Raw genomic sequence first — 26,629 nt, 5'->3', positions numbered from 1 at the left:
GGTGCTGGCGACGGCACCCCGTTTTCATTTCTGCTCCCTAACCGGCCTGCACTTCCACCGGCAGGGTAATCAGGAAGCGTGTGCCATGACCTTGGACCGATGCCAGATCGATGGCGCCCTGTAACGGACCGGTCACGAGGTTATGCACAATATGCAGACCCAGGCCGGTGCCGCCACTATCCCGCTTGGTCGTGAAGAACGGGTCAAAGGCTTTAGCCTGCACTTCCGGTGGCATACCAACACCATTGTCAGTGATGGCAATTGCCACCCGGTCGGTACTGGCCCGGTCAATGGAGATCAGGATCTCCGGCTTATCCACACCGGCCAAGCCATGAACAATGGCATTCTGGATCAAATTAGCCACCACCTGCGCCAACAACCCAGGCAACGTGCTGATGGTCAACCCCGGCACGCCGTCGATGGAAACCATTATCCGCTTCTGCCGGATCATGGGTTCCAGGCTTTTCAGGACATCACCGACATAGGCAACCAGATCAACCGTACGCAATGCTTCACTGCTGCGATCAGCGGAAACCTGTTTGAAACTGCGGATCAGGTCGGCAGCCCGTCCCAGATTACCGGTCAGGATGCGTAAACCCTCATCCAGTTTTTCCAGGAACTGTTCCAGGGCAACGCGTTTTAGCTGGTTCACGCCAAAGGCTCTGGCAATTTCGTCGCGTTCGCTTTGCAGATGCGTTGCCAGGGTGAAGGCCACACCCAGGGGCGTGTTGATTTCATGCGCCACCCCAGCGACCAGTTGGCCCAATGACGCATGCTTCTCCTGCTGCACCAACCGGCCCTGGGTGGCCCGAAGCTCCGACAGGGTACTATCCACCTTGGCATAGGCTGCGGCGTTGGACAGTGCGATGGCGCCATAGGCGCAAAGCGTGCGAAAGACCAGCTTCTCCCGCTCGCCATAGGCATTCTCCGACGCCGACTGCACGGTCATCACCCCCCAAAGCCGCGCTCCCACAACAAGGGGAGCCAGCAGAAGGGTCCGCATAAAGCGGGTGCCGGGAATATGCGAGGGGGAGGATTGTTCATGCTGCCCGCGCAGCACCAGAAGTTCCTGGCGCTCACGCGCGCACCGGGCGACCAACGATACCGGATCGGATACCAACCGCCGCAGGGCAGGCAGCGGACGGCCACCTTCCAGGCCGTAGCGCAAATCCATATAGGTTCCCGTCTCGTCCACCACATAAATGGAAAAGGCGTCCAATTCCATCATGGTACCGGCATGCCGGTGCAAGGCATGGAAGACGGCTTCAGAGTCCAATGTGGCCGTGATCTGCTGCCCGATCCGGCCAAGCTGTTCCAGGGTTTGCGTTGCCTCATGCAGGGCAGCGGCGCGGGCGGCTTCCGCCGCCGCCAGTTGTCGGTGATATTCCCCTTCTGCTTTCAGCCGCTCGGTCTCGAACCCTGCCTGCATGGCCAGCAACCTGTCGCTGACCTCCCGGCTATGGATGATACCGCGTGCCTGTCCGGCCTTCCGTTCCCATTGCAGGGCCTCCCCCATGTCGCCGCTCGCCTCGTAGGCACTGGCGAGAGAAGATAAAAGGTCGGCGGACGCGGTGTATCCCTGGATCGAATCAGCCAGGTTAAGGGCCCGGTGAAGAAAGTGGATGGCGGCTGTCTCGCCGGTGACCAGATCGGCTGGCGGAGGAAGATCGGGGAAGCGTTGGTGAATACCGGCCTGCGCACGCAGAACGTCGATTTCCCGCCAACGGTCACGACGAGATCGCACCAAGGCCAAGGCCTGCTCCGCGGCCGCAACGGCATCATCGCATCGGCCCAGTAAGGTCAGGGCACGGGCACGCCCACATTGAGCTTCGGCCTGCAGGTCGGTCTGTTCCAGATCACGGGCACTGTCCAGCAGATCGTCAAACCAGCGCAACCCCGCGGCCGGATCACCGACATCCAGTTCAAGGTCGCCCAGATATTGGCAGGCAATTGCATGGTTGCGTGAGCGACCAAAAGGGGCCAGCCATTCCAGCGACTCCAGAAGGAGATGGCGTGCCCGGCCTGTCTGCTGCAAACGGCGCAATGTATCTCCCATGCCGCGCAGGCACTGCCCCACGGCCGCCGGCCATCCCGTGGCCCGGGCCATACCATGAGCACGCTCTCGCCAAAGAAACTCACTGACATAATCATTGAGATTGGCATGCGCGGCCCCGACATTGCTTGCCAGCAATACAGCGAGCCGCATCTGCCCGGCCAACACGGCCTGGTCACAACCGCGCTGGTAATGGCGCAGGGCCTTCATAAAGTCGCCGTGGGAAAAACAAAGACCCCCATGGAAATAAGCAGCCACCGCGTCCAGGCCGGGATGTTCCAGCAACGGGCCCTCCGGCAGGATCGGCGCCCACTGCGCCTCCGCAGCGGCGGCATCACTGAACAGCGCATCACGTGCCATCCAGGCCTGGGCAATCTGGTGACGCGTGGGATCACCGGCGCGCTGATACAGGCTGCCGGCATTCCGGTGAGCCTGGATGCGGCGCCGTGTCTGCCCCCGATCCAGGGCTAGTAGCGCCTCCGTCATCGCGGCATCGCCCTCCCCCAACTGATCGCCGATCTGCCGGAAGGTTGCCCGCGCACTTTCCAGTAGCGCTTCTGCCTGATCGAGTTCCGCAAAAAGGGCCTTGGCCTCTGCCTTGATCAGCAGCAGGCGCGCAGTCAATCGACGCAACTCACGCTCATTGGCGCCTGTCGCATAAGGCAAAAGGTCCATGGCCTCGCTGGCCATGTCCAACGCCTGTCGGGTGTCCCGTTGCCGATTGTACCAGGCCAATGTGGTCAGCAACAGCAGCCGCTGCACAGGGTCCTGAGCGTTGACGAGATGATGCTCCGCCGACAGGACCTGTTCGGCCAGACCATACAGGTCAAGCGGACCAACCAGCGACGAACCGGGCAATGTCGGACACTCTTCGGTGGGTGGCAGTTCACCCGAAAACTCGTCACCGTAGGGTAGCGCCGGCAATTTGCCGGCGGGCGCCACACCTTCATGCTTGTCCGTCACACTATCCGCCATGGGCCGCCCAGATCGCCCGCCGTCCCGTGCCCTGCCACGCTCCCGGCATTTCAATCAAATGCTACGCAACATGGGGGCAGGTGGCAAATGCGTTCCAAGGGCGGCCTGCCGATTCTGGGTCATGACCGCTACCTGTGGTCGTCGCGCCATTGGACGGACCGCGAAAGACCCGGTTTCAGGCAGGATAAGGGAACGGTTGCTCAGGTGGATTCTCTTGGTGGGACATCGGCTGCCGCTCATCCACAGCCGTTGCTGGCTTTGCCACCGGCGGGGGCGGCCGAACCGCCAAACCTTGCGCGATCATGCCGCGCGCGGTTTCGCGCTCACCCATCACCACCGTGCTGGCCCCACTCTGGGTCAGGTGGGCGACCTCGCCATCGGCATGGGCGCGGGCGATGATGGGCAGGCCGGGACTGGCAATCCGGGTCTGACGAATGATCTGCCCCGCTTCGAACGCATTGGGAATGGCGATGAACATCAGGCGCGCCGCCGGCAGGTTCAGCGCGGACAGCACATCGGGCAGCACAGCATTGCCTACCACCACCTCCACCCCCGCGGCGCGCAGGCTGTCCACCCGCTCCTGATGATCCTCCACCACCAGAAAGGGCACACCCTCCTGCTTCAACTGTGCCGAAATCAGGCTGCCGACCCGGCCATGCCCGATGATGATGGCGTGATCGCTGAGGCTGGTGGGGGTAACCGGCTCCCGCGTGGGCTCTGCCGGAACCGCAACCGCAGCAGCGTCCGTCCCGCCCGGTTCCAGCCGATGGCCGAACCTGTCGATCAGGCTGAACATCACGGGGTTCAACAGGATCGACAGGATGGCCCCCACCAGGACCAGGTCCTGCCCTTCCTGCGGCAACAGCCCCAGATTGACGCCGAGGGCCGCCAGGATGAATGAAAACTCACCGATCTGGGCCAGGGACGCGGAAATGGTCAGGGCCGTGCTGCGCGGATGGCCGAAGGCCAGTACAATCAGATAGGCGGCCAGCGACTTACCCAGCACAATGATCAGCACGGTCGCCAGCACCGGCAGCGGCCGTTCGATCAGGATGGCAGGATCGAACATCATGCCCACTGATACGAAGAACAGCACCGCGAACGCATCGCGCAGGGGCAACGACTCCTCCGCCGCCCGGTGCGACAGGGGTGACCCCGCCAACACCATGCCGGCGAAAAAGGCACCCAGCGCAAAGGACACACCGAACAGCGTCGCCGCCCCATAGGCCACGCCCAGAGCCAGGGCCAGTACGGCCAGGCGGAACAGTTCACGCGAGCCGCTATGTGCGACCTCATGCAGGACCCACGGGATCACCCGCTTGCCGACCAGCAGCATCAGGGCCATGAAGGCGGCCACCTTGCCCAGCGTCACAGCGATGACGGCCAGGAGATCGGCCCCTGACGTGGCAACCGCCGCCGATGCGGCCCCGTCGGCACCCGCCTTGTCACCCAGGAAGCCGGCCAGGGCTGGCAGCAGGACCAGGGCCAGCACCATGGCCAGGTCCTCTACAATCAGCCAGCCGATGGCAATGCGCCCGCGCGTGCTGTCCACCAGCCGCCGCTCCTGCAAGGCGCGCAGCAGCACGACTGTGGACGCCACTGACAGCGCTAGCCCGAAGACCAGACCCGCACCGATGCTCCATCCCAGGGCCCAGGACAGACCCATGCCCATCAGAGTGGCCAGCCCGATCTGACCGATGGCGCCGGGAATGGCAATGGCCTTCACCGACATCAGGTCCTTGACGGAGAAATGCAAACCCACCCCGAACATCAGCAGGATGACGCCGATCTCCGCCAACTGCGGCGCCAACTCCATATCACCGACATAGCCGGGCGTGGCCGGACCGATCATGACACCGGCTAGCAGATAGCCGACCAAGGGCGAGATTTTCAGCTTCTGCGCAATGGCCCCGAAAATGAAGGCCAGTGCCAGGGCCGCGACAAGCATGGTGATCAAGGGCACGTCATGCATGGGAAGCCTGCCTTTCATCCGGGCCAATGTCCCGGACGGGTCTTGACCTCTCAACCATTTCATTCAATATCGGCCAATATGGTTGAAAAACCCGGAATTGCAACCCATGCCACACACAGTTTCGGCCCCACTGCCCAGCCTTTCGCCAGCCCAATGCCGGGCCGCACGCGGGCTTCTGGACTGGAGTCAGGAAGAGCTGGCCCAGGCATCGGGACTGTCGCGCAGCACGGTGCGCGATTTCGAAAGCGGCCGCCACGAACCGCACCGCGCCAGCCTAATCCTGATCCTGCAAACCCTTGCCGCCCAGGGGGTGGAACCGGTGGGGGCAGGGGCTGACGGCGGTGAAGGCGTACGGTTGAGGGCGGTGGCAGCTTCGGTCTGATATCTTCATATTAGTGCAATAGGCAGCGCAGCGATGACTGACATGACCATCGCATCGCAAATGACTACAATAGTTTAAATGCATTTTATTGAATTCTATAATCGGCACACGTTGATTTATTATAAATATAAGCCAAGAAATCATACCATCAATTTAATATTATTATTAGAGTTTGCTTGTAATCTATAAACGTGTATTTTTATTCCAAATTTTTCACCTCGTGTAACGCATAATTGCCTTCACTGAGGCCCACACATTAATCATACATATAATAAATTAGGGAGGCCTTGATGCCCTTACGTCTGTCCCGCCGCCAAACCCTGGTCGGCACCGGTCTGTTGCTCGCAGCACCATCGGTCGCACAGGAGAGCCCCCTGCGGCCAGCTCTGGCAGTCGGAAATCTCCGCACCAATCAAATGGAAAACCCAACTACTGTGCATGATCAGGCGGTTCGGCTGGCATGGCAGATTCAGTCTGACGCCCAAAACACATTGCAAACCGCCTGGCGGGTCACCGCTTGCTCCACCCGGGATGGGCTGTTGGCGGGCCGGGCGGATATCTGGGACAGTGGGCGCAATGACAATGATCGGTCGTTCGATATTCAAGTCAATGGACAGAAACTGCACGCACGCCAGCGTGTATGGTGGCGTGTGCAGATCTGGGATTCCCATGGCCGAACAGCGATAAGCGAGCCTGCATTTTGGGAAATGGGCCTGTTATCACCGGACGATTGGACAGCCCAATGGCTGGCCGTTGAGAGCGCCACCCAACGCGGTGACCGTGAAGCGGGCGTATTGTGGGTTACCTCGCCGCAGAAGTTGACAGTGCCTACGGCACAGATCCGGCTGGCATTCTCACTTGATAGTGCGGCAACTCTGTCAATCTTGAGTGCCGCTGGCACCAGCTATAGCCTGTTTGTTGACGGCGCGCCGGTCAACCTGCCACCCTGGCCGCCAACATCTTTTGGCAAACAGGGTGTTGTGGAGAGCAGCCTGCCGTTGGATGCAGGTCCCCATATGCTGGCGCTTCGTGTTGCGGTTCCGTCCTCTGGGTTCCCTGAATGTGCATTCCTGCTTCGGATCACCTATGCTGACGGACGAATCGAGCGCTTTAATGCCCTTACTGCCCGGATCAGTGGCGACACGCCCGACCACTGGAACGAGGTCAGTTTTAATGCAAACGGTTGGCCTCTGGTCAGCAGAATTGAACACCGCAAACAGTCACTTCCGGGGGCTGGTGCCTATCTGTTACGGCGCACGTTCAAGACATCCGGCACCATCCGGTCGGCGCGACTTTTTACGACTGCCCTGGGGGCGTGTGTGGTCTTTTTGAATGGAAGGCGCGTTGGCGATGACGTCATTTCCCCAGAAAGCATGGATTTTCGTAAGCGCATCCGTTACCGCGCCTATGATGTCACGACTCAAGTTGTTAACGGTGCCAATGCCATTGGCGCAATCGTCGGGGATGGTTGGTATGGAAGCTATACCGCCCCCTTGGGCCGATTCGCCTTTGGTGAGCCGCCATTGCGCTTTATCGCGCAATTGGAGGTCACCTACACAGATGGTCATGTCGAGACTATCCAAACCGACAGCCATTGGAAGATCAGCCTGGCCCCTATCACCGCCTCTGAGATTTATAATGGCGAGCATTATGACGCGCGTCTGGAGCAGCCCGGTTGGGACATGGCCACATTCACGGAAGGGGCGGGCTGGTCGCCGGCCGCGATCCTGCCGCCCGAGTCAGGCTTGGCCAATCTTATTGGTGCAGACAGCCCGCCAATCCGCCGCATCAAGACCCTCTCCGCCCGCAGCGTAAAAGCGGTCAACGAAAATTATGTCGTTGATTTTGGGCAAAATTTTGCCGGCTGGGTACGTATCCACGTCAAGGGACCGCGTGGACAAACGGTGACACTGAAATTTGCTGAAACGCTGAAACCCGACGGCAGCGTCGATCAGGCAAATCTGCGTGCCGCCAACAGCACCGATGTCTACATCCTGAAGGGTGATCCAAAAGGGGAAACCTGGGAACCGTACTTCACCTATCATGGGTTCCGCTATGTTGAGGTCTCGGGCCTCCGTCAGCCGCTGGCGAAGGCGGCTGTTACAGGCGTGGTCGTGCACTCGCACCTTCCAGAAACCGGCCGGTTGGTGATTGGCAATCCCTTGCTTCAGCAATTCTGGCAAAATAGTTACTGGAGCCAGCGTTCCAACTTCATGGGCATTCCCACGGACTGCCCACAGCGTGACGAGCGTTTGGGCTGGTTAGGTGACGCCAATGTGTTCTGGGATGCGGCATCGTTTAATATGGATGTTGGTGCCTTCACCAACCGTTGGATGGCCGACATCCGGGATGCGCAATATGCCAGCGGTGCGTTTGCTTTCATCGCCCCGAACTCCATGCCGGATGTTGGCACGAACGAGGCGTCGCCCGGCTGGGCTGATGCTGGCGTCATGCTGCCATGGACAGCCTGGAAGCGCTATGGCGACACGGCGGTCATTGACCAGAACTGGGAGGCGATGAGCCGCTATATCCGCTACATCCAGTCACAGAGCGACGGTCATATCTGGGCGCGTGGCCATGGTTGGGATTTTGGCGATTGGCTTGCCCTGGATGCCGTCAGTCCTGGCGACCCGACCACGCCAAAGGACCTGATTGGCACCGCCATGTATAAAGGGTCGGTCGATGCGCTGGCGGACATGGCTCTGGCCACAGGTCGCGTTGAGGCTGCGGAGCAACTAAAGGCACTCAGCCGAAATATCCGCGCCGCCTTTGTGGACAGCTTCATCAAGTCCGACGGGACCATCGGTAACGATTCCCAAACGAGCTACATCCTCGCTCTGGCCCATGACTTGGTACCCGACCATCTCAAGAAAGCATCTGCCGAGAAGCTACGGGCAAACATCGTCCGGCGCGGCAACCTTCTCACGACGGGCTTTCTTGGTACACCGGCCAGCCTTGATGTCCTGGCTGACAATGGGTTTGCCCAAACCGTTTATGATTTGCTGCTGCGCACAGAATATCCGTCATGGGGATATATGGTCATCAAGGGGGCGACCACAACGTGGGAGCGTTGGAACGGCGACACTGGCGACATTACGATGAATTCTTTCAACCATTATGCGCTGGGCGCTGTGGTTGGGTTCATCTTTCGCCGCATTGCCGGCATTGACCCAGTCGAGCCGGGATTTCGGGTCTTTCGTGTCAACCCCTTGCTAGATACCCGCCTTGCGGCAGGGGGCGGCAGTTATAATTCGGTGGTTGGGCTAATCTCGACCCGCTGGTCCCGGCACGGACAGTTGTTCAGCTTGGATGTAAACGTTCCCCCGAATAGCACAGCGCTGGTTCACCTACCCACAGGCGATCTAGCTGGGGTAATGGAGAGTGGCCTGGCGCTGACCGACAAGACTGAATTCAAGCAGGTGGAACAGAAGGCAACGCAGATTGTGTTGTCCGTCGGGTCCGGCACCTACCGCTTCACCGTGAGGGCGGGGAGCGGTAGCTCTGCCACCGCCCCCTGACCCTCAATCCAAGGCAAAGACCATCGCCTTCAGATATTGCGTTTCAGGCAGCAACGGATGGACAGGATGGTCGCTGCCGGCACCGGCAAAGCGCAGGATACGGCCCTGGCGACCAGCCTCACCCAGGCCGCGCGCAACCTCAGTGTGGAATAAGGGCGGTTCCATGTTGTGGGAACAACTGGCTACCAGCAGCATGCCGCCGGGCGCCACCAGACGGGCCGCCGCCTTGGTCATGCGGCGATAGGCGCGGCTTCCCACAGCCAGATCCTTTTTCGACTTCACGAAGGCCGGCGGGTCGGCGATCACCACCTCGAACGTCCGGCCCTCGGCCACCCACTGGTCCATCAGATTGAAGGCGTCACCCTTCTCTGTGGTCACCCGGTCGGCCACGCCATTGGCCTCCGCCGCCTTCATGGCGATCGAAAGCGACAGGGCGGAACGGTCGACGAGCGTGACATGCGATGCGCCGCGCTTGGCAGCCAGCACACCGAACCCACCAGCATAGGTATAGAAATCCACCACGCTGCGACCTTGGCACAGGTTGGCGATGAAGGAGCGGTTGTCACGCTGATCGAAGAACCAACCGGTCTTCTGCCCCTCCGACAGGTCCGCAAAGAATGTCGCGCCGTTCTCTTCCAGTGGGATCAGACCCTGGACAGAGCCCTTCACCACCTTGACCTCTTCCTCCAGCCCTTCATAGGACCGGGCCGTGCTGTCATTGCGCAGCACAATGGCTGACGGGTTCAGCACCTCGTCCAAAGCGGCCAGGATCATCGGCAAACGACGATCCATGGCAACATTATTGGCCTGCACCACCACGATATCGCCGTACCGGTCGATGATCAGGGCAGGCAACCCGTCGCTTTCGGCATGAATCAAGCGATAGAAGGGCCGATCGTAAAGCCGTTCGCGGATCTCCAGGGCGCGGCGAATGCGGCGCACAAAAAAGGCTGTGTCGATGGCTTCTGCCGGATCACGCGTCAGAAAACGCGCACAGATCAGGCTGTGGGGGTTGAACGCGGCCAAGCCCAGGGTGGCCCCACCCGCATCGGTGATACGCACAATCGACCCGGCCGGCAGCGCCTTTGCGGCCTTGTCCATGTCCACTTCATTGGAATAGACCCAGGGATGGCCGTGTTGCGCCCGCTTGTGCCGGCCCGCCTGAATGCGAATCACGGGCAAAGAGGCGGGCTTGGGAGCCTGGGTCGGGGTATCGGTGGTCATGGCGGGGGCCGTCGCGGCGGGAATATCGATCATGGCCGGAAAATACCGCTGCCATCACCTTTTGCTCAAGCCACAAGGCGGCCACCCTGCCATTCACAAGCCTTGCGATGGGAACGACGAACAAGTTACGACCGACCCGGCGCCGGTGCGCCATGCACAAACCGCCAGCTTGCGGCACTCAAGGTTCGAGCCGTCAACAAGACATCAAGCCAGCGGCCGGCACAGACGCAAATCTTCACGGTGATGCCCATGGTCCAGTGCCCGGGCGAGGGCTACGGAAACGCTGGCCCCGATGCCCTCCCGCTGTGGCAGATGGAGATGGACGGCATTGCAGCCGAGGTCCACCGCCATCTGGTCCATATCATCCAGCAACACATCGATGGCGGCTTCTGGTTCGATGAGATCCAGCGCCAGGAACATGTCCACCTGGAAGACCTTGGCATGCCGCGGGCTGGGCAGGACCTTGAAGGCGTAGATGCCATGGAGATAGCCGTGCTCGCCCTCCACGGTGCGGATACCACTATCCGCCGTGCCCAGAAGTTGGTTCGCATAGTGGCGCCACGCGTCGCGATCATTCGCGGCACGGCCGGTCTGAACCAGGGGCCAGGCCTGATCGACGCGACGGCGGTCCAGCGTCTTCACTGTAAAACGGTCGGACATGGTCACCCGTTCCGGCAAGATAGGCACGGCAAAGTCTCTGTCTGTCTGAACAAGCGTGCCACCCGGCGGAAGGGCGGCCCCTCATCGTTACCCCATAAGCCCCCGCTCTCGCTTTGATCTAGATCAAGGCACGATGAGACGGTTGAGCCTAAACGTTCGCATATGTGTTCATCGGCCAACCATTATGAAATCCTTCGATTGGCCGGCGGACATGACGGGGATCATTCTGCCTGCCCGGTTACGCGTTGCAGATCGTTTCCAACAGGCGCATTCTGCATTCTGGTGAAAAACCAGTGGCGGTGCTTAAATTCGGGGGACTCACATGGCGTTGGCTGAACATGCATGCTCGCGCGAAAGCGCCGTGGCGGCCCGTATTGACTCCGCCCCCTGCAATGCCTGCCCCGTGCGCAGCATGTCTGTCTGCTCTGCCTTGGAAGTGGATGAGTTGAAGCGTCTGGCAGACATTTTGGTTTCGGTGAAAGTTGATGCCGGCCACACCCTGTTCGCAGAAGGTGACGGCGCCGACACTCTGTTTAATGTCACTGCGGGGACGATGAAACTCTACAAGCTGCTACCCGATGGGCGGCGGCAGATTACGGGCTTTCTGCTGCCCGGTGACTTTCTGGGCCTGTCGATCAATGACACCTATGCCTATTCTGCCGAGTCGGTGACCCCGGCCACCCTGTGCCGCTTCCCCCGCCGTCGGCTGGAGGGGTTGCTGGAAGATTATCCCAAGATGCAGCGCCGGCTCTTTGCCATGGCATCAAGCGAACTGGCGGCGGCGCAGGATCAGATGCTGCTGCTGGGCCGCAAGAATGCCAAGGAACGCATCGCCTCCTTCCTTCTGATGCTGTCAGAGCGGGCCAAACGGCGGGGCTACGCCGAGAATCCGGTTCATGTACCGATGAGCCGATCAGATATCGCCGACTATCTTGGCCTGACAACGGAAACCGTGAGCCGTACCTTTACCCAACTAAAGACAAGTCGGGTTATCTCCCTGCTGGAAGGCGGCAAGGTCCGGCTGAATGATCTGGAAATCCTTCAAGAACTGGCTGAAGGCGCCTGACACAAAGCGCTGGCCGTTGCGGGCACCAGGGTACCTCCTTTACCCCAACATTAACCGCACCTCATGCAGATCGGTGGCCACATGTACGGCCAGTCGACGCATATCATCCGTCGCGGGCAGAAGATCAGGCACCATGATAGCCATCATGCCGGCCTCATGGGCAGAGCGGATGCCGTTATGGCTGTCCTCCAGCGCCAGACAGTGCGCCGGATCCACTTCCAGAAGACCGGCCGCCGTCAGATAGGGCTCAGGATGCGGTTTGCCGCGCGTGACATCGTCGCGGGTGACAATGGCGGTGAAGCGGTGATGAATACCGACATGGCGCAGATGTTCATCTGCTTTTTCGCGGCCCGTTGAGGTCGCCACGGCCTTAGGCAGACCCAATGCCTCCAGCCGATCCAACAATTCCAATACCCCCGTCATCATCGCCACCCCCTGGCGTAATGCATCCATCCGGGGGGTGAAGTGGGCGCGAAACTGGTCGAACCCTTCCTGTCCCCCGAAAAAATCCTTCAACATTGCAAGGGTTTCGGGCCAGGGCGTACCAATGATACCGGCATAAAACGCATCATCCATCGGCCGGCCGATTGCCGCAGCCGCCCCCAGGGTGGCAGAGCGCACATGACGTTCGGTGTCAATCAGCAACCCGTCCATATCAAAAATCACGGCATGGATGGGGCGCGGGAGTCCCGGCACAGGCAAGGGCATGGTGGAAAACTCAGCCTTAGGAAACAGTGATGCGGGACGCTTCCACGCGGTTGCGCCCCATCTGCTTGGCCTGGTACAGCGCCTGATCAGCGCGGTCCAGCAGTTGGGCCAGCGTCTCCTGCACCCCGCGCCAGGCGGCAACCCCGATACTGGTGGTCAATGGGATCGCCTTGTCTTCGTGCAGGACCGGCAGTGTGCCAATAGCGGACCGAATACGTTCGGCGGCCATCAGGGCGGCGGGCAACTCAGTCTCCGGCAACAGGACCACCAACTCCTCGCCGCCAAAGCGGGCCAGACTGTCCGTACCGCGCAGCACACTACCCGCCCGTTCCGCCGCCACACGGATAGCGGTGTCGCCAGCAGCATGGCCATAACTGTCATTGATGCGCTTGAACTGGTCGAGGTCCAGCAACAGCAGCGCGAAGGACCGGTTATACCGGACTGCCCGTTCCCATTCCGCTTCCGCCAATTCCATGAACCGGCGACGGTTCAGGATACCAGTCAGACTGTCGATACTGGCCAGCGTTTCCAGTTTGGCATTGGCTTCCGAAAGCTCACGCGTACGATCCACCACCCGGTGTTCCAAGGTCTGGGTCAATGCGCGTAGATCGGTATTGGCCTGGCTGAGCTGTTCGTAAAGAACCAGATTGATTAGGCCGCCGGCAAACTTCGCCGTCAGGACACCCAGCATTTCGGCATCGGCCGGCATTAAAGGACGATCGCAGTCCAGGATCGCCAAAAAGGCCCCCCCATCCGGGCCCGGCATGTAGAGCGTCGCCGTGCGCCCATCCACACCCGTCCGCCGCGCTGCCAGTGCTTGGCTGAGCCGTGTGTACAGCGGGCCGCCGGCAGGTATGTCATGGATACCGGCAAACCGGCCAGTGGTAGCCAACGGCCGGAAACGGATACCGCCAATCGACCAGCCTTCAACGCCCTCCACAGCACAGACCAAACCACAGGCATTGGACCCCAGGATCGGACCTGCCTGTTCCAGAACCGTCTGGGCATAAGCATCCAACCCCATATCGGGTCGCAGGCGATCATCAAGAGCGATCATGCGCCGCAGTCCGCGGCGGTTAGCCTCAATGGTTGTGATGCTGTCATAAGCCCGCAGTGCTGCAATCACGGTGGTAAACAGCTTTTGCGAGGTCAGTTCCGTCTTAGCCTTGTAGTCATTGACGTCATAATCGACGATCACCCGTTCTTCCGGGGCCTGTCCGGGCTGTCCGGTGCGCAGGATGATACGGATGGCCATATCGCCAAGATCTTCACGGATGGCACGCACCAGCCGCAGACCGGCATCATCCGTCTCCATCACCACGTCCAGCAGGACCAGAGCGACCGCAGACTCCGCCGCCAACATGGTCAATGCTTGCGCAGCGGAATAGGCTGACAACAGTTCCAGGGGCCGGTCGCGAAACCGAACCTTGCGCAGCGCATAGCGGGTGACAGAATGTACTTCTTCGTCATCATCGACGATCAGGATACGCCAGGGCGGGCCGTCCGGCTGGCGGCTTTCCGGAAGCGCGATTGGCGCACCGCGCAGGGTGCCATCCTCCGCGAACAGGAAATCGTCATCAACCAATGATCGCCCCGTTCTGTCTGCGGCGCCCGTCCCTTGCTGGGTCGTCGCCGACACACCAAACCAACACAAAATAAGACCACCCGGCCATTCCCCGCGATCAAACGGCAGAACGGGTCAGGCGGCTGACTAATCTGATTACCACTATAAATCCTTTCAGGAACCGATGCCCGCCCTAAATGATGGGTCCAGCAGGATTTCCCCATTGGCGTCCGGGGCAGCACCGCCCTATCTTTGCCACCAAACTCACAATGAATAGGGTGTCGCAAATGTCATCGGGTGATCCAGCGCGGGGCGGTATTCGCCGCCCAGGCATCCTTATCCTGTTTGCTGCCCTGGTTGGGGCCACCACCCTTGCCTACGTAACCCTGCCGAGGAAGCCCGCCGAAATGCCGACACAGCCCGTCGCCCAGGCCGGCAACGACCTGCCACCTTTGCGTCAAAGCCTGTTCCCCGCACCACCCGTCGCCCAACAGATCCCGGTGGAACATGTGCGCCATGGCGACACGTGGATCGATCCGTATGATTGGCTACGGGACCGCTCCTACCCCAAGGTCGATGATCCGGAGGTGCTGGACTATCTCAAGGCCGAGAACGCCTATACTGACACGGTCATGGGGGCCGAAGAGGATGGGCTGCGGGCGGCACTTTTCAGCGAACTGAAGAGCCGGGTGAAAGAAGACGACACCGGCGTGCCCTACCCCAAAGGCGGATATATCTATCAGTCACGCTATGCCACTGGCCAGGACCACCCCACCATTGTGCGCCGCGCCAAGGGCGAGCCGGAAGGGGCGGAGAAGACCATCCTGGATGTGAACGATTTGGCCAAAGGCAAAGATTTCTATGATATTGGCGACATGGCGCCCAGCCCTGATGGCCGTTATCTCGCCTACAGCTTTGATGATAACGGCTCGGAGAACTTCACGCTTGTCGTGAAGGACCTGACAAACGGCGAATTCTTGGGCGAACCGATCCCCGCAACGTCTGGATCTGTGGTCTGGGCCGCGGACAACCGGACCCTGTTTTATGTGCTGAAGGATGAAAGCCAGCGGCCCAAGCAGGTGATGCGTACCACATTGGGTGCCAAGGCCGATGCCGGCGTGCTCGTCTATGAGGAACAGGACCCGTCCTGGTGGGTCGGCATTGGTGAAAGCCAGTCAGGCCGCTTCATCGAGATCGGGTCAGGCACCCTGGTTTCCTCCGAAACCATGCTGATCCCGTCTGACAATCCGACGGCAGCGCCCAAGCCCGTGATCCCGCGCCGCGAGAATCACCTTTATTCCGTGGCCGACCAGGGTGACAGTCTGTGGATTCTGTCCAATGACAAGCACCTGAATTTCCGTCTGTTGAAGACCCCGATCAATGACTGGTCGGAAAAAGCCTGGACGGAAGTGATGGCAGGTAGTGACCGGCAGTACCTGACCGGACTGCTGGCGCTGAAGGACTGGCTGGTGGTGTTCGGCCGCCAGGATGGCACGCAACAGGTCTGGGTACTGGACAGTAAGGGCGGGTCGCACACCATCGCCTTCCCCGACGCCGCCTTCGCCGTATCGGGCATGAATAATGAGGAATATGAGACGGGCACCCTGCGGGTCCGTTATCATTCGCTGGTGACGCCGCCGACCGTATTTGATTATGATCTGGCCGCCCGCACCTTGACCACACGCAAGGTGCAGGAAATCCCCAGCGGTTATGATCCCTCTCTCTACACGTCCGAACGGCTGATGGCCCTGGCGCGGGATGGCACGCCCATTCCCGTCTCCATCGTCTATCGCAAGGATGTGAAGAAGGACGGCAAGGCGCCGCTGCACCTCTATGGTTATGGTTCCTACTCCATCGCCATGGAACCCGGCTTCTCCACCAACCGAATCGGCCTGCTGGATCGCGGCTTTGTCTATGCCATCGCCCATATTCGCGGGGGTGAGGAGATGGGCCGTCCCTGGCACGATGCCGGTCGCCTGACCAACAAGCCCAACACCTTCAACGATTTCTTGGATGTGGCCCAGTTCCTGGTGGCCCAGGGCTATACCAGCCCCGGCCAGATCAGCATCGAGGGTGGGTCTGCCGGTGGCACCCTGATGGGGGCCGTACTGAACATGGCATCCGACGGCATGTTCGCTGGGGCCGTGGCGCATGTGCCCTTCGTCGATGTGCTGAACACGCTGTTCGATGACACGCTGCCACTGACTACCGGCGATTACCCGGAATGGGGCAATCCCAATATCAAGGAAATCTACGATGTCATGAAGACCTACAGCCCCTATGACAATGTGACCAAGCGGCCCTATCCGCCGCTGCTGATCACGGCGGGGCTGAATGACTACCGCGTCACCTATTGGGAACCGGCCAAATGGGCGGCAAAACTGCGCGCCTACAAGACCGACGACAATGTCTTGATGTTAAAGACGGAGATGAGTGCAGGTCATGGCGGCTCAACCGGCCGTTTTGACAAGTTGAAGGAAGTGGCGTTGTCCCAAGCCTTCATTCTGCGCGCCCATGGGATGAACCAGTGACCGAACAGACGTTCGGCCGCTATCCGGCCGACACATTGAAGGCCGATGGGCTAAGGTCAGCAGGGGGCCTGGCGGTGACGCTGGGCCCCCTTGCCCTGGTTGGGTTCGACGCTCACCCGCTGGTAGCCATCCCACTGCTGACGGGGGCAGGTCTGTTCCTTTGGCTTGGGCTACGGACGCTGGGCCGACAGCAAACACAGTACAGCCTGCGGTCCGATGGACTGGGCTTTCAGACGAATTTCGTGGCCGCCATTCTGCGCTGGGACCAGATCACCGGCGTGAAGCTGCGCTATTATTCCACGAAGAAGGACCGGTCCGGCGGCTGGATGCAACTGACCTTGCAAGTGGGCCGCCGTCGCCACAGCATCGAAAGCCAGCTCACCGGCTTCGATGCGATTGCGGCGCGTGTAGCAGAACTGGTGCTGGAACGCCAACTGCCCGTCGACGCCACAACACAGGAGAATTTCCTGTCATTAGGACACTACATCAATCCGTCTTGATCGGTTACGATCAAGACGGATTTCTGTGCCAATGGTTGCTCACTGCAAAAGCAAAACCCCCGCCGGTGACCCGGCGGGGGTTCGCATATCAGCACCCCGCAAAGGGCGCTCAAATCAGTAGCGGTAATGATCCGGCTTGAACGGACCCTGGACCGGCACGGCGATATAATCGGCCTGCTTCTGCGTCAACTGGGTCAGCTTGGCGCCGATCTTTTCCAGATGCAGGCGGGCCACTTTCTCGTCCAGGTGCTTGGGCAGCACATAGACCTTGTTCTCGTACTTGGCATGGTTCTGCCACAGCTCAATCTGGGCCAGCACCTGGTTGGTGAAGCTGGCGGACATCACGAAGCTGGGGTGACCGGTGGCGCAGCCCAGGTTCACCAAGCGGCCCTTGGCCAGAACGATCAGGCGCTTGCCATCGGGGAACACGACCTCATCGACCTGCGGCTTCACTTCGTCCCAGACATAGTTCTGGAGCGAGGCGATCTGAATCTCGCTGTCGAAATGGCCGATATTGCAGACGATGGCGCGATCCTTCATGGCGCGCATATGGTCTTGGGTGATGACGTCGACATTGCCCGTGGCGGTCACGAAGATGTCGCCGACGGGGGCTGCTTCTTCCATGGTGACAACCTGATAGCCTTCCATGGCGGCCTGGAGCGCGTTGATCGGGTCGATCTCGGTCACCAGGACGCGGGCACCCTGGGTGCGCAGGGAGGCGGCAGAGCCCTTGCCCACGTCGCCGTAACCGGCAACGACGGCGACCTTGCCGGCGATCATCACGTCAGTGGCGCGCTTGATGCCGTCCACCAGCGATTCCCGGCAGCCATAGAGATTGTCGAACTTCGACTTGGTGACGCTGTCATTCACGTTGATGGCGGGGACCTTCAGGGTCCCGGCCTTCACCATCTCATACAGACGATGCACGCCCGTCGTGGTCTCTTCCGACAGACCCTTCACCTCGGCCAGCATCTCCGGGTACTTCTCATGCATGATCTGGGTGACGTCGCCGCCATCGTCCAGGATCATGTTCGGGGTCCAGCCGTCGGGGCCACGCAGCGTCTGCTCAATGCACCACCAGAATTCTTCTTCCGTCTCGCCCTTCCAGGCGAAAACCGGGATGCCGGCAGCAGCGATAGCGGCAGCGGCCTGATCCTGGGTGGAGAAGATATTGCACGAAGACCAACGCACAGTCGCGCCCAGGGCAGTCAGCGTCTCGATCAGCACGGCCGTCTGAATGGTCATGTGCAGGCAGCCGACGATGCGGGCACCGGCCAGCGGCTTGGACGCGCCATATTCCTCACGCAGGGCCATCAGGCCCGGCATCTCGGTCTCGGCGATGGTGATTTCCTTGCGGCCCCAGCCGGCCAGCGAGATGTCGGCGACCTTGTAATCGGTGAAGGCGGTCATGGATGGCTCCGGTGGCACCCGTGCAGGTGCTGATCTTGGCGTTTACAGAATGCAAAACAGCGGCATGCCATAATGGCCACCGCGTCTGGTGCAGGATGTATCAGGCAGAGCGATGGCAAGCAAGCATAAAGATATCTTTATGTGTGCATCTGTTTGTTGCGATTCTGTTTCGGCTCCGCGACACTTTGACGCCAGCCATGTGAAGGAGGCGGATTGCCACCCCCGCCCCGCTGACGGACTATCGGAAACGGTGGGGGCCATTTGTAAGTGGGACGACAGATGGAAATGGATGATCGGGACCAAGGTGGCGGGCGGCGTGTTGTCACCACGGAGAACCAGACGGACGAACAGCGCCGCCAGTCACGGCAGACAGATTGCATCCGTGATCTGGAACGGATGATGCGCGGGGCCGCAGCGTTTTCACGCCAATCCGGGGAATAGGGGGCGGGTCAGCCGCGCTTTATCAAAAAGCCGCGGGCCACCCGCACCGCCTCTGCCAGACCGACCTTGCGCACCTCCACCCCGTCGGGGAAAGCGCCTAGCAGGCGCGATGGCATCATCGGGTCCAGCAGGACAAACACCCCCTGATCATCGGCCCGGCGCACCAATCGGCCAAAAGCCTGGCGCAGGCGCAGGCGGGTGATCATGTCGTCAAAGCCGCGGCGGCCCGCGATCTTGTCGAAATAGTTCCGCCGTGCCTTGTGCAGGATATCGGGCCGGGGCCAGGGCACGCGGTCAAAGACGATCAGGCGCAGGGATCGGCCCGGTACATCCACACCGTCCCGGACAGCATCGGTACCCAGCAGGCAGGCATCCTCCTCGCCCCTGAAGATATCCACCAAGGTGGGCACATCCATGCCGTCCAGATGCTGGGCCAGCAGCGGGATACCCGCCGCCTCCAGCGGTTCGGCGATGCGTTCATGGACGGCGCGCAACCGTTGGATCGCCGTGAACAGGCCAAGACCGCCCCCACCCGCCGCCAGGAACAGTTCCCGGTAGGCCGCCGCCACCTGCCCCAGATCATCCTTGCGTACATCATTGACCACCAGCACCCGCGTCTGGTTGGCATAGTCGAAGGGGCTGGGTACCGCAGCACGCAAGGCCGTAGCCGCCATATGGACGGTACCGGTGCGCAGATGCGCCGCCTGCCAGTCCTGCTCCACATCTCCGGTCCCGTCGGTCAGGGTCGCACTGGTCAGGACCAGCCCATGGGCCGCCGTTCCCACCGTATCAGCAAAGGGAATAGTGGGGTCGACCCAGTGGCGATACATACCCAGGTCAAAATCGCGTCCTTCCACCCGCTCAATCCCGAACCAGTCCACGAACTTACGCGGCGTCTCATCCTTCAGGCTTTGCAGCATCAGCCGCCAGCCATTGACTTCATTCTGTGCGCGGCGTTTGCAGGCGCGCGCCACGCTGTCCATGCGGCGCCGGGTTTCGGCCTCCAATTCGTCGCTTTCTTCGTCCAGCATCTCCTTCAACCGGTCGGCCAGCTTCTCCAACGGCGTGGCCAGTTTCAAAAGAGCGGTATCCAGGTCGATGGCCAAATCGACCAGCCCCTCGGCCACGGGCTTGCAATCGGTTTCCAGGCTGTAGGGATTATCCACGCCCTGGGCGCGGGCGTAGACCTGTCCGCGCACCCCGGCCAGGAAGGCCTCCAACGGGCCCTTCACCTCCCCGCCATGGATGCGCTGCGACCAGGCTTCACCCGGCAGGATCTGGGCCGCCTGCTGTATCTCCTGCAGCAGGTCCAGGGAGACCTTGTCCCCACCGACCAGATCCTCCACCCGCCGGCGCAGGCCGCGTGCCCGGCTGCGGCCCGATACTTCCGCTCCCAGCAGCCAGCGGCGCAACTCCGCCGCCTCTGCCGCTGTCAGGTGGCCGGCAAAGGCATTGTCGGCGGCATCAAAGACATGATGCCCCTCGTCGAAGACATAGCGGGTGGGGACATAGGCATCATCCCCCCCGCCCAGCGCCGCCTGCACCATGACCAGAGCATGGTTAGCCACCACAATGTCGGCTTTGCGCGCCCGCCTGACGGACTTCTCTATGAAACACCGGGAATAGTGCGAACAGGCATTGTAGACACATTCGCCCCGCCGATCCGCAAGGCCCAGCGTGCGCCCCTTGCCCAGAATATCCACCAGCCAGCCAGGAAAATCCCCGCCCGCCATGTCGCCATCACGCGTGGCCGCCGCCCAGCGGGCCATCAGACCGATGGCATTGGCATAGGCCGGCTGGGTATGGGCGATATTGGCCGCTTCCTCCAGGTTCAGCAGGCACAGGTAATTCTCCCGCCCCTTGCGCACCACCACCCGCTTGGCCTTCACCGCCGGGTCGGGATGCAGCCGGTCCAGTTCCTTGTCGATCTGCTGCTGAAGTTGGCGGGTATAGGTCGATATCCAGACGGGTCCGCTGTTCTTTTCCGCCCAGACCGTGGCGGGCGCCAAATAGCCCAAGGTCTTACCAACGCCCGTCCCGGCCTCTGCCAGAACCACATTGGGTACGCCCTGTTCCTCACGCGGGGTGAAGGCGCTGGAGACGGCGCTGGCATAGTCGGCCTGCTGCGGGCGCGGTTCGGCCCCGGCCCCGCTACCCACCAGTTCGGCCAGACGCCAGCGCGCCTCCGCCGGTTCCACGGGGATATGGCCGGGCGGTGGTTCCGGCGCCTCCGCCTGCCATTCCTTTAGGTGGTTCCAGACCATCAGGCCGCGCCGAGCCCGCCCGTCGCCGGGACCATGGGGCAAGCCTAATGCAGCCATCACTGACGGCGCCCAGGACCAGCCCGCCTGCCCCATGAACCAGCCGATGCCGGCAGCGTCCGACCGTTCGCGGGGTAGTTTACGCTTCTCCCCGTCGGGTTCGGGGCGATTATTCTCGGCCAGTTCAGACAGAAGCGCGCGGGCACTGTCAATCAGAGACAGGGCCTCTGCCTCCGGATCGGCGGGGATGGGCTGTCCCGTCGCCTCGGCCAACCCCTTGGGCGTGGGCAGGCAGAACCGTGCAGGCCGAACAAAGGCGAACAGTTCCAGCAGGTCGAACGGATCGGCCATCCGTTCTGACCTCAGGCGTCGGGCCACAGCACGAGCATGGACCATAATCACATTCTGGTGACGCAGGCGGTATGCTGCCTCGTCGTGCGGGATCAGGTCCACCTCCCCATCAGGGGTCACCCACGTAACGCCCCGCGCGCCTACCACAATGGCCGGCGCATCGGGTAACAGCAGGCGCGGCGGTGCCGTACGCAGCTTGGTGGCCGCGTCTGGCACCTTGTCGGCGCCGGGCCGGCGGAAGGGGACAATCTCGCTCATGGCGGCGGAGTATAGGCAACTCCAGCAGCCATGCATCAACAAAACGGGAACATCACCAATCGATCAGCGCGGCAGTAACCGGTCCAACGCCTCAGCCACCGCCGTCATCCCTGCAAGGTTGGGGTGGTAGGGCGCTACGCCGGGGGGTGCAGGATAACCAGTCATCCAGGATACTGTAGAGCAAGCCCCGTGATCACGTGAGAGATCAGAGACCTTCAGCAAAAAGGTCCCGGACGCCTCCGCGGCGGCAGCCGTCAAGCCCCGAAGCCGCCGGTCTATGTCCCGCAGTCGCTCAGCGGACTCTGCCGACAAGGGGGTTGCAGCACAGGTGCCGATTGGTGGCAGGATTGCGGCATAGTCCACAAAAACCACAATGGCTTCAGGTGCGCGGCTACGGATTTCTGCGGCAACCCTGCGCAACGATGTGTCCAGGCGCTGGAACCCGTCTTCGGTCGGCCAAGCGGGTGCCCGGCACTTATCCATGCCCTGGCCGGCACCGGCGGCAAGTATTTGACAAGAGGCAGCGATCATATTGCCGATATAGGCAACATCATTGCCGCCGATGGTTATCGTGACCAAGCGCGTATCGGTACCAATGGCCGTCATTTGTGCCGGCAGTTCGTTCCAGCCATCCAGCACCGCTCCGGTCGCAGCCCCGGAACAGGTGACATCCACCAGGGCAAGACCGCGTTTCACCGCCAACTGCTGGGCATAGTTGCGGCTGGACCGGGCACAGCGTGCGGGCGCGCCCGGAACATAGGGCAGAAGACCAGGGCCGGCAGCAAACGAACTGCCCATCGCGACATAAGATGCCCCCGGTGGCAGTGATTGTTGACCGCCGGCGCAGGCGGTCAACAAAGATGACAACAAGGCAAGGCAGAGAAGGCGCATGGCGGCCACCACAGAGCTGAAACCTCCGCCACCCTGCCAGACCCCAGGCCGATTCCCAAACCAAGGAACCGGACCGCCCATCCTGTGAACAGGGCTGGGATCAGGCCGCCCGGATACCGGAGAGGAAGGTCTCGACCCTGTTCTTCATGATTTCGGCCTGTTCGCCCAGTTCACGAGCAGCCCCCAGCACCTGGGTGGCGGATGCACCGGTTTCCCCAGCCGCCTGGGTTACCGTGGCAATGTTGGACGAAACTTCCCGCGTGCCCAATGCCGCCTGCTGCACATTGCGGCTGATCTCCAGCGTTGTGGCATTCTGCTGTTCCACCGCAGCGGAAATGGTGGCCATGGCTTCGTTGATCTGGCCGATCGTACCGGTGATGGAACCGATGGCCCCCACCGCATCCCCTGTTACCGCCTGCATAGACTGTATCTGCAAGGCGATCTCATCCGTGGCCTTGGCGGTCTGGTTGGCAAGGCTTTTCACTTCTGACGCAACAACGGCAAAGCCTTTGCCCGCCTCTCCGGCTCGCGCCGCCTCAATCGTTGCATTCAACGCCAGAAGGTTGGTCTGGCTGGCAATCTCGGAAATCAACTGCACCACGGTCCCGATACGCTGAGCTGCTTCGGCGAGCGTCTGCACTGTATCATTGGTGCGCGCGGCCTGGTCGGCGGCCTGATCGGCCACCTGGGTAGAATGCACGACCTGGCGCGCGATTTCCTGGATTGAACTGGCCATCTCTTCAGCCGCAGAAGCGACTGTCTGTACATTGGCGGCGGTCTGATCCGCAGCACTGGCAGTCGCGGTGGCTTGGGCGCGCGTTTCCTCAGCAATCGCGGTCATGCCCTGGGCAGTAGCATCCAACTGACTGGTGGCCCCGGTCACACTGCCGAGGACGTCTGAGACCTCACGGTCGAAGCGAGCAATCAGATCTTCGATGGCCTGGGTCCTGCGCACTTTGGCCGCTTGTTCACGGGCCTGTTCGGCGGCCAGTTCATCGGCGCGGATCGCGTTCTGACGGAACACTTCCAACGCACGGGCCATGCCCCCGACTTCATCCTTGCGGTCCAGACCAACGACCGTGATGGTCTTATCCCCGCCCGCCAACAAGCCCATCTGATCGGTCATTTTAACGATCGGTCGTGCAATGGCACCCGCAAGCGCCAGACCCGCACCGATGGCGATGATCAGCGACCCAATGGCCCCCGCAATGGTGGCAATGTTCGCTGTCAAAAAGGCGCCTTGCAACCCTTCACGACGGCTTTCCAGCAGCGCACGCTGCGTGTCCTGCACCTCTTCCACTTTGGCTCGCAGGGCGATCATGCGGGTCTTGCCAATACCTGTGGCGGCCATGGCACGGGTTGCTTCGCGGGTGGCCGGATCTTTCATACCGGCAATCATGGGCTCCGCCACATCGCGGTTCCAAGCGTCGGAGGCCTGCTTGATGTCGCGCAGCCGCGCCTGCTGCTCCGGATCGTTTTTGGTCAGTTCACTGGCGCGGGCGAAACTGTCGTCAAAATTCTTTATCCCTGCATAATAGGGTTCCAGAAAGTTGTCGTCTGCGGTCAGAAGGAAACCACGCAGGCCTGTTTCCTGATCAACTTTGGCAAGGGTAAGCTGTCGTACCGTGCGCATGACCTCATAGGTATGCACAGTTTCAACATTACCGGCTTCAATGAACGTCAACTGACCGCGATTGATCATCCCGACCGCCGCTGACGTCAGGACAAGAGCGCCGAAAGCCATCAGCAGTTTGCGGGCAATTGACAGGTTGCGCAGGGTGGCAAGCATGTTTGTCTCCATTCCACGTCCGGTTCGCCGGCGTGTATCGGCATCGGGAAAGGCCTATGGCCTCTTATTGGGGGAGCCGCCTGATAGTTAAAATAAATAAATTAATCGCAATCTATGTTTCCTAGCCAAACACACACAGAGTCTTGAATATATCATTCAGTTATAGAATTATTATCTCTGATGTGATTGCGTCACTTTTTAGTTCAAGGGTGTTTTTTGTTGGTTTATATTTATGGCAATCAGATACGCATACAAGAAGGACAAGCGGCATCCACCCAATAACTTTGGTGTTACGACTGAGCTAATTCAAAGGGAAGATATACGGCTATGTCCCTAGAGAAACAGGGTAAGCACCCCGGTATAGCCGTAAAGACGGGCATTGGAGATTTCGCCACCCGCTGCAAAACCGGTGAGTGGAAAATCACCCAGATGGCGGTGGATCAGCTCAATCTCTGCACCCTCTCTGCCAAAAAGCCGGGCACCACGGGCGACACAAGTGACATAGATGCCGGCGCGCGGCGCCTGGCCCGTCGGCAAGCGGCGCTTTAACCCTTCAAGCATGCGATCAAGGTCGACTTCAGCCGCTTGGGCGTCCCGACGGCAAAACTGGATCGCTAGGCCATTGGCAATAGTTTCCCCGATGGCAAGCCACCCGCGTTCCAGATCAATGGCGGTCAGGTCCCGGACCAGTCGGTCGCCGCGATCATCGCCACGGACGGGCAGCCCGGCCATGATCAGGCCACCAATGCGGCGTAGGTCACCGGCCAGATCCGGACCGATGTCGGCTTTAAGGACCGACAGGGCTGGTAGACCATCGATCTCCATGACCACATGTGCGTCAGATCGGGTGACGGTGCGGACCGGGCCAATGGGGGTACAGCCCTGGCTGAGGCCAGTCGCCACCGGCACTTCAGCATCGAACATGATGCCCGATAGACCCGGATTAATATCGTGACCGCATAACACCGCCTGTTCCCCGCGCGATGCCGTCAATCCCCCAACGATGAAACTGCCCGTCCGCCCCGCCACATCGGTCAACAGACCAGGCAGGCGCGCGTGTCGTGGGTCACCATGCATCAGCATCAGCAAGGGGGCATGGTCACGCAGCCATGGCGTTGCCGCGTCCAACGGCGCCATGGCGTCGGTCAGCGGTCCCAAGAGCCTTGTGGCTCCCGCTGCCAGTCGCCCGATCAGAACAGAGACGGCCGGCCGGTCGAAAATCTCCACGCCCGCACCCAGCACCCCCAACCCAACTGTCCCTACCCAGTCGCGGACACCCGTAACCCCGCGCAACAGAGTGGCGACACTACCCAACTGGTCGGCCAGATGGTCGGTGACATAAAGCACACCGAAATTCGCACCGGGCACCAGGGTCAGATTATTTAGGCAGTCCTTGGCAGCGCTAGACCAATCGGCACCGGTCCCAGTGGCGCTGGCAAAGAGCGGGGCATCGTCGCGCGGGTCTTCCATCACTTAGCCCCGGCCTTCATCGTGTCCAACACCGCCATAACGGAGGGCATGATATTCTTGACGATCACGGCCACCCCTTCAGCCGTGGGATGCATGCCATCTTCCTGATTCAGTTTCGGGTCCATGGCCACCCCTTCCAGGAAAAAGGGGTAAAGCGGCACCCCATGTTTCTTGGCAAGGTCAGGATAGATCGCATCGAACACCTTTGCGTATTCGCTGCCCAGATTGCGCGGTGCCATCATACCGGCCAACAGCACCGGCACTTTCTTTTCCTTCAGCTTCGACAGGATCTTATCAAGATTTTCCCGTGTGCGGGCGGGATCAATGCCCCGCAGCCCGTCATTGGCACCCAGTTCGACAATCATCATGTCCGGTTTGTCCCCCAGGACCCAGTCCAGGCGGGAAAGCCCGCCCGAAGTGGTTTCGCCGGAGACCCCGGTATTGGGCACAGTGACGTCATAGCCCTTGGCCTTCAGTGCCACTTCCAACTGGCTGGTGAAGGCGGCCTCACGCGGCAGTTTGTAGCCGGCGGACAAGCTGTCACCCAGTACGATAATTTTTATTGGCCCGCCTGACGTGGCAGGTGTGACCTGCGCCATCGCGGC

At 60.9% G+C, this 26,629-nt stretch carries 18 protein-coding genes; 6 read left to right on the top strand and 12 right to left on the bottom strand.

The window, feature by feature from the left end; all coding sequences use genetic code 11:
* Positions 1 to 37: 37 nt before the first annotated feature.
* On the bottom strand, positions 38 to 3,028 hold the full coding sequence (locus CHU95_RS09045; protein ID WP_094455853.1) for a sensor histidine kinase: 2,991 nt from the start codon (positions 3,026 to 3,028) through the stop codon (positions 38 to 40).
* A 175-nt stretch (positions 3,029 to 3,203) separates the two neighbouring features.
* The gene (gene ybaL, locus CHU95_RS09040; protein ID WP_245838079.1) at positions 3,204 to 5,000 is read right to left on the bottom strand and encodes a YbaL family putative K(+) efflux transporter; all 1,797 of its coding nucleotides are present in this window, start codon (positions 4,998 to 5,000) and stop codon (positions 3,204 to 3,206) included.
* Between the two features lie 106 nt (positions 5,001 to 5,106).
* On the opposite strand from ybaL, the gene CHU95_RS09035 reads away from it, so the two are divergent.
* Together CHU95_RS09035 and CHU95_RS09030 are read left to right on the top strand one after the other, a co-directional pair.
* Positions 5,107 to 5,382, top strand: a complete 276-nt coding sequence (locus CHU95_RS09035) for a helix-turn-helix domain-containing protein (RefSeq protein ID WP_094455849.1) — start codon at positions 5,107 to 5,109, stop codon at positions 5,380 to 5,382.
* 290 nt (positions 5,383 to 5,672) lie between these two features.
* On the top strand, positions 5,673 to 8,900 hold the full coding sequence (locus CHU95_RS09030) for an alpha-L-rhamnosidase (RefSeq protein ID WP_094455846.1): 3,228 nt from the start codon (positions 5,673 to 5,675) through the stop codon (positions 8,898 to 8,900).
* 3 nt (positions 8,901 to 8,903) lie between these two features.
* Here the strand turns inward: CHU95_RS09030 and CHU95_RS09025 are convergent, their stop codons facing one another.
* Together CHU95_RS09025 and CHU95_RS09020 are read right to left on the bottom strand one after the other, a co-directional pair.
* Positions 8,904 to 10,157: a class I SAM-dependent rRNA methyltransferase gene (locus CHU95_RS09025; protein ID WP_425435959.1), complete on the bottom strand. Its 1,254-nt coding sequence runs from the start codon at positions 10,155 to 10,157 to the stop codon at positions 8,904 to 8,906.
* A 171-nt stretch (positions 10,158 to 10,328) separates the two neighbouring features.
* Positions 10,329 to 10,784 (bottom strand): hypothetical protein, encoded by a 456-nt coding sequence (locus CHU95_RS09020; protein ID WP_094455844.1) that lies wholly within the window; start codon positions 10,782 to 10,784, stop codon positions 10,329 to 10,331.
* A gap of 322 nt (positions 10,785 to 11,106) precedes the next feature.
* On the opposite strand from CHU95_RS09020, the gene CHU95_RS09015 reads away from it, so the two are divergent.
* A complete protein-coding gene (locus tag CHU95_RS09015; RefSeq protein WP_094455841.1) occupies positions 11,107 to 11,850 on the top strand; it encodes a Crp/Fnr family transcriptional regulator in 744 nt (247 codons plus the stop codon).
* A 39-nt stretch (positions 11,851 to 11,889) separates the two neighbouring features.
* Here CHU95_RS09015 and CHU95_RS09010 read toward each other — a convergent pair whose 3' ends face one another.
* A complete protein-coding gene (locus tag CHU95_RS09010) occupies positions 11,890 to 12,558 on the bottom strand; it encodes an HAD family hydrolase (protein WP_094455839.1) in 669 nt (222 codons plus the stop codon).
* 16 nt (positions 12,559 to 12,574) lie between these two features.
* Positions 12,575 to 14,143 (bottom strand): diguanylate cyclase, encoded by a 1,569-nt coding sequence (locus CHU95_RS09005; protein WP_094455837.1) that lies wholly within the window; start codon positions 14,141 to 14,143, stop codon positions 12,575 to 12,577.
* Positions 14,144 to 14,409: 266 nt separating this feature from the next.
* Here CHU95_RS09005 and CHU95_RS09000 point away from each other — a divergent pair, with 266 nt between their 5' ends.
* Together CHU95_RS09000 and CHU95_RS08995 are read left to right on the top strand one after the other, a co-directional pair.
* Positions 14,410 to 16,653 carry a S9 family peptidase gene (locus tag CHU95_RS09000; protein ID WP_245838077.1) on the top strand — a complete coding sequence of 748 codons (2,244 nt, stop codon included), beginning with the start codon at positions 14,410 to 14,412 and terminating at the stop codon, positions 16,651 to 16,653.
* A complete protein-coding gene (locus tag CHU95_RS08995) occupies positions 16,650 to 17,153 on the top strand; it encodes a hypothetical protein (RefSeq protein WP_094455835.1) in 504 nt (167 codons plus the stop codon). The genes CHU95_RS09000 and CHU95_RS08995 overlap by 4 nt, the downstream gene beginning before the upstream one ends.
* 114 nt (positions 17,154 to 17,267) lie before the next feature.
* On the opposite strand, the gene ahcY is transcribed toward CHU95_RS08995, so the two are convergent.
* Positions 17,268 to 18,563: an adenosylhomocysteinase gene (gene ahcY, locus CHU95_RS08990; RefSeq protein ID WP_094455833.1), complete on the bottom strand. Its 1,296-nt coding sequence runs from the start codon at positions 18,561 to 18,563 to the stop codon at positions 17,268 to 17,270.
* A gap of 279 nt (positions 18,564 to 18,842) precedes the next feature.
* On the opposite strand from ahcY, the gene CHU95_RS22410 reads away from it, so the two are divergent.
* Positions 18,843 to 19,004 (top strand): hypothetical protein, encoded by a 162-nt coding sequence (locus CHU95_RS22410; RefSeq protein WP_165772101.1) that lies wholly within the window; start codon positions 18,843 to 18,845, stop codon positions 19,002 to 19,004.
* Between the two features lie 8 nt (positions 19,005 to 19,012).
* Here CHU95_RS22410 and CHU95_RS08985 read toward each other — a convergent pair whose 3' ends face one another.
* From CHU95_RS08985 to CHU95_RS08965, 5 genes are all read right to left on the bottom strand, one after another.
* Positions 19,013 to 21,874: an ATP-dependent DNA helicase gene (locus CHU95_RS08985; protein WP_094455830.1), complete on the bottom strand. Its 2,862-nt coding sequence runs from the start codon at positions 21,872 to 21,874 to the stop codon at positions 19,013 to 19,015.
* Positions 21,875 to 21,937: 63 nt separating this feature from the next.
* Positions 21,938 to 22,765, bottom strand: a complete 828-nt coding sequence (locus tag CHU95_RS08980) for an SGNH/GDSL hydrolase family protein (protein WP_165772100.1) — start codon at positions 22,763 to 22,765, stop codon at positions 21,938 to 21,940.
* A gap of 100 nt (positions 22,766 to 22,865) precedes the next feature.
* Positions 22,866 to 24,554, bottom strand: coding sequence for a methyl-accepting chemotaxis protein (locus CHU95_RS08975; protein ID WP_094455825.1), 1,689 nt, complete (start codon positions 24,552 to 24,554; stop codon positions 22,866 to 22,868).
* 333 nt (positions 24,555 to 24,887) lie between these two features.
* Entirely contained in the window at positions 24,888 to 26,024 is a 1,137-nt protein-coding gene (locus tag CHU95_RS08970; protein ID WP_094455823.1) for an FIST signal transduction protein, read from the bottom strand.
* Positions 26,024 to 26,623 (bottom strand): arylesterase, encoded by a 600-nt coding sequence (locus CHU95_RS08965; protein ID WP_207762429.1) that lies wholly within the window; start codon positions 26,621 to 26,623, stop codon positions 26,024 to 26,026. Before CHU95_RS08965 ends, CHU95_RS08970 begins: the two co-directional genes overlap by 1 nt.
* Positions 26,624 to 26,629: the final 6 nt, after the last annotated feature.

The organism is Niveispirillum lacus (assembly GCF_002251795.1).
Lineage (GTDB): Bacteria > Pseudomonadota > Alphaproteobacteria > Azospirillales > Azospirillaceae > Niveispirillum > Niveispirillum lacus.
The sequence above is the reverse complement of the archived record's forward strand: the minus strand, read 5'-3'. Positions and strand labels throughout refer to the sequence as shown.

Coding starts and splice junctions, on each gene's coding strand:
- CHU95_RS09045 (WP_094455853.1), bottom strand. CDS start 3,028: ATGGCGGATAGTGTGACGGACAAGCATGAAGGTGTGGCGCCCGCCGGC.
- ybaL (WP_245838079.1), bottom strand. CDS start 5,000: ATGCATGACGTGCCCTTGATCACCATGCTTGTCGCGGCCCTGGCACTG.
- CHU95_RS09035 (WP_094455849.1), top strand. CDS start 5,107: ATGCCACACACAGTTTCGGCCCCACTGCCCAGCCTTTCGCCAGCCCAA.
- CHU95_RS09030 (WP_094455846.1), top strand. CDS start 5,673: ATGCCCTTACGTCTGTCCCGCCGCCAAACCCTGGTCGGCACCGGTCTG.
- CHU95_RS09025 (WP_425435959.1), bottom strand. CDS start 10,157: ATGATCGATATTCCCGCCGCGACGGCCCCCGCCATGACCACCGATACC.
- CHU95_RS09020 (WP_094455844.1), bottom strand. CDS start 10,784: ATGTCCGACCGTTTTACAGTGAAGACGCTGGACCGCCGTCGCGTCGAT.
- CHU95_RS09015 (WP_094455841.1), top strand. CDS start 11,107: ATGGCGTTGGCTGAACATGCATGCTCGCGCGAAAGCGCCGTGGCGGCC.
- CHU95_RS09010 (WP_094455839.1), bottom strand. CDS start 12,558: ATGCCCTTGCCTGTGCCGGGACTCCCGCGCCCCATCCATGCCGTGATT.
- CHU95_RS09000 (WP_245838077.1), top strand. CDS start 14,410: ATGTCATCGGGTGATCCAGCGCGGGGCGGTATTCGCCGCCCAGGCATC.
- ahcY (WP_094455833.1), bottom strand. CDS start 18,563: ATGACCGCCTTCACCGATTACAAGGTCGCCGACATCTCGCTGGCCGGC.
- CHU95_RS22410 (WP_165772101.1), top strand. CDS start 18,843: ATGGAAATGGATGATCGGGACCAAGGTGGCGGGCGGCGTGTTGTCACC.
- CHU95_RS08985 (WP_094455830.1), bottom strand. CDS start 21,874: ATGAGCGAGATTGTCCCCTTCCGCCGGCCCGGCGCCGACAAGGTGCCA.
- CHU95_RS08980 (WP_165772100.1), bottom strand. CDS start 22,765: ATGCGCCTTCTCTGCCTTGCCTTGTTGTCATCTTTGTTGACCGCCTGC.
- CHU95_RS08975 (WP_094455825.1), bottom strand. CDS start 24,554: ATGCTTGCCACCCTGCGCAACCTGTCAATTGCCCGCAAACTGCTGATG.
- CHU95_RS08970 (WP_094455823.1), bottom strand. CDS start 26,024: ATGGAAGACCCGCGCGACGATGCCCCGCTCTTTGCCAGCGCCACTGGG.
- CHU95_RS08965 (WP_207762429.1), bottom strand. CDS start 26,623: ATGGCGCAGGTCACACCTGCCACGTCAGGCGGGCCAATAAAAATTATC.